The 3,211-nt window shown below is 50.2% G+C and carries 2 rRNA genes; both read left to right on the top strand.

The annotated features are described in order from the left end of the window. The first annotated feature begins 90 nt into the window (after positions 1-90). Positions 91-3,002: ribosomal RNA gene (locus ACYSNW_RS18100) — 23S ribosomal RNA — on the top strand. A gap of 90 nt (positions 3,003-3,092) precedes the next feature. After that, positions 3,093-3,208 (top strand): 5S ribosomal RNA (gene rrf / locus ACYSNW_RS18095). The last annotated feature ends 3 nt before the right edge of the window (positions 3,209-3,211 follow it).

Raw genomic sequence — 3,211 nt, 5'->3', positions numbered from 1 at the left:
AGAGTTAATTAACTGTTCGAAGCTTATTTTTTATTGACTAACCTTCTATCGCTAGAAGAAGTGGTCAAGACCCAACCGTAAGGTTGATAAGGTTAAGTGAATAAGGGCGCACGGTGGATGCCTTGGCATTAGGAGCCGATGAAGGACGGGACTAACACCGATATGCTTTGGGGAGCTGTAAGTGAGCTATGATCCAGAGATTTCCGAATGGGGGAACCCAACATCTTTTGTAGGATGTTACTTTCCAGTGAATACATAGCTGGTTAGAGGTAGACGCAGAGAACTGAAACATCTAAGTACCTGCAGGAAGAGAAAGAAAATTCGATTCCCTGAGTAGCGGCGAGCGAAACGGGAAGAGCCCAAACCAACAAGCTTGCTTGTTGGGGTTGTAGGACTCCGATGTGGTAGTCTGACAAGATAGTCGAAGGACCTGGAAAGGTCTGCCAAAGTGGGTAATAGCCCCGTAGGCGAAATGTTGTCAACACCTAGGAGGATCCTGAGTACGGCGGAACACGAGAAATTCCGTCGGAATCCGCGGGGACCATCCCGCAAGGCTAAATACTCCCTAATGACCGATAGTGAACCAGTACCGTGAGGGAAAGGTGAAAAGCACCCCGGAAGGGGAGTGAAATAGATCCTGAAACCGTGTGCCTACAACAAGTTCGAGCCCGTTAATGGGTGAGAGCGTGCCTTTTGTAGAATGAACCGGCGAGTTACGATTGCATGCGAGGTTAAGATGAAGAGTCGGAGCCGTAGCGAAAGCGAGTCTGAATAGGGCGAATGAGTATGTAGTCGTAGACCCGAAACCATGTGATCTACCCATGGCCAGGTTGAAGGTGTGGTAAAACGCACTGGAGGACCGAACCCACGTACGTTGAAAAGTGCGGGGATGAGCTGTGGGTAGCGGAGAAATTCCAAACGAACTTGGAGATAGCTGGTTCTCTCCGAAATAGCTTTAGGGCTAGCGTCGAAGTTGAGAATGATGGAGGTAGAGCACTGTTTGGACTAGGGGCCCATCTCGGGTTACCGAATTCAGATAAACTCCGAATGCCATTCATTCATATTCGGCAGTCAGACTGCGAGTGATAAGATCCGTAGTCGAAAGGGAAACAGCCCAGACCACCAGCTAAGGTCCCAAAATATATGTTAAGTGGAAAAGGATGTGGGGTTGCACAGACAACTAGGATGTTGGCTTAGAAGCAGCCACCATTTAAAGAGTGCGTAATAGCTCACTAGTCGAGTGACCCTGCGCCGAAAATGTACCGGGGCTAAACATATTACCGAAGCTGTGGATCACACCTCTGGTGTGATGGTAGGAGAGCGTTCTAAGGGCGTTGAAGGTCGATCGTGAGGACGGCTGGAGCGCTTAGAAGTGAGAATGCCGGTATGAGTAGCGAAAGACGGGTGAGAATCCCGTCCACCGTATGACTAAGGTTTCCTGGGGAAGGCTCGTCCGCCCAGGGTTAGTCGGGACCTAAGCCGAGGCCGAAAGGCGTAGGCGATGGACAACAGGTTGATATTCCTGTACCAGTTGTTTTTGTTTGAACAATGGAGGGACACAGGAGGCTAAGGAAAGCATGCGACTGGAAGTGCATGTCCAAGCAGTGAGTCTTGCGTAGAGTTAAATGCTTTATGCTCTAAGGACAAGCTGTGACGGGGAGGGAAATAATAGTACCGAAGTTCCTGACGTCACACTGTCAAGAAAAGCTTCTAGTGAGAAAACAACTGCCCGTACCGTAAACCGACACAGGTAGTCGAGGAGAGTATCCTAAGGTGAGCGAGCGAACTCTCGTTAAGGAACTCGGCAAAATGACCCCGTAACTTCGGGAGAAGGGGTGCTGACTTCGGTCAGCCGCAGTGAATAGGCCCAAGCGACTGTTTATCAAAAACACAGGTCTCTGCAAAATCGAAAGATGACGTATAGGGGCTGACGCCTGCCCGGTGCTGGAAGGTTAAGAGGATGGGTTAGCTTCGGCGAAGCTCAGAATTGAAGCCCCAGTAAACGGCGGCCGTAACTATAACGGTCCTAAGGTAGCGAAATTCCTTGTCGGGTAAGTTCCGACCCGCACGAAAGGCGTAACGATTTGGGCACTGTCTCAACGAGAGACTCGGTGAAATTTTAGTACCTGTGAAGATGCAGGTTACCCGCGACAGGACGGAAAGACCCCATGGAGCTTTACTGTAGCTTGATATTGAGTGTTTGTACCACATGTACAGGATAGGTAGGAGCCGAAGAAATCGGAACGCTAGTTTCGATGGAGGCGCTGGTGGGATACTACCCTTGTGTTATGAACCCTCTAACCCGCACCACTTATCGTGGTGGGAGACAGTGTCAGGTGGGCAGTTTGACTGGGGCGGTCGCCTCCTAAAAGGTAACGGAGGCGCCCAAAGGTTCCCTCAGAATGGTTGGAAATCATTCGCAGAGTGTAAAGGCAGAAGGGAGCTTGACTGCGAGACTTACAAGTCGAGCAGGGACGAAAGTCGGGCTTAGTGATCCGGTGGTTCCGCATGGAAGGGCCATCGCTCAACGGATAAAAGCTACCCTGGGGATAACAGGCTTATCTCCCCCAAGAGTCCACATCGACGGGGAGGTTTGGCACCTCGATGTCGGCTCGTCGCATCCTGGGGCTGTAGTCGGTCCCAAGGGTTGGGCTGTTCGCCCATTAAAGCGGCACGCGAGCTGGGTTCAGAACGTCGTGAGACAGTTCGGTCCCTATCCGTCGCGGGCGTTGGAAATTTGAGAGGAGCTGTCCTTAGTACGAGAGGACCGGGATGGACTTACCGCTGGTGTACCAGTTGTTCTGCCAAGGGCATTGCTGGGTAGCTATGTAGGGAAGGGATAAACGCTGAAAGCATCTAAGTGTGAAGCCCACCTCAAGATGAGATTTCCCATTTCTTTAAGAAAGTAAGACCCCTGAAAGATGATCAGGTAGATAGGTTGGAAGTGGAAGTACAGTGATGTATGGAGCGGACCAATACTAATCGGTCGAGGACTTAACCAAGAAATAAAAAATAAACCTCGTAAGTTTTGATTAGACTTCAATCCAGTTTTGAGTGAATCATTCACTCATTTTAATAGCAACAACACCCAGTGTGGTGGCGATAGCGAGAAGGATACACCTGTTCCCATGCCGAACACAGAAGTTAAGCTTCTTAGCGCCGATTGTAGTGAAGGGTTTCCCTTTGTGAGAGTAGGACGTCGCCACGCTAA

The organism is Enterococcus sp. LJL99 (assembly GCF_054871725.1).
This window is presented reverse-complemented; position numbering and strand designations above follow the sequence as displayed.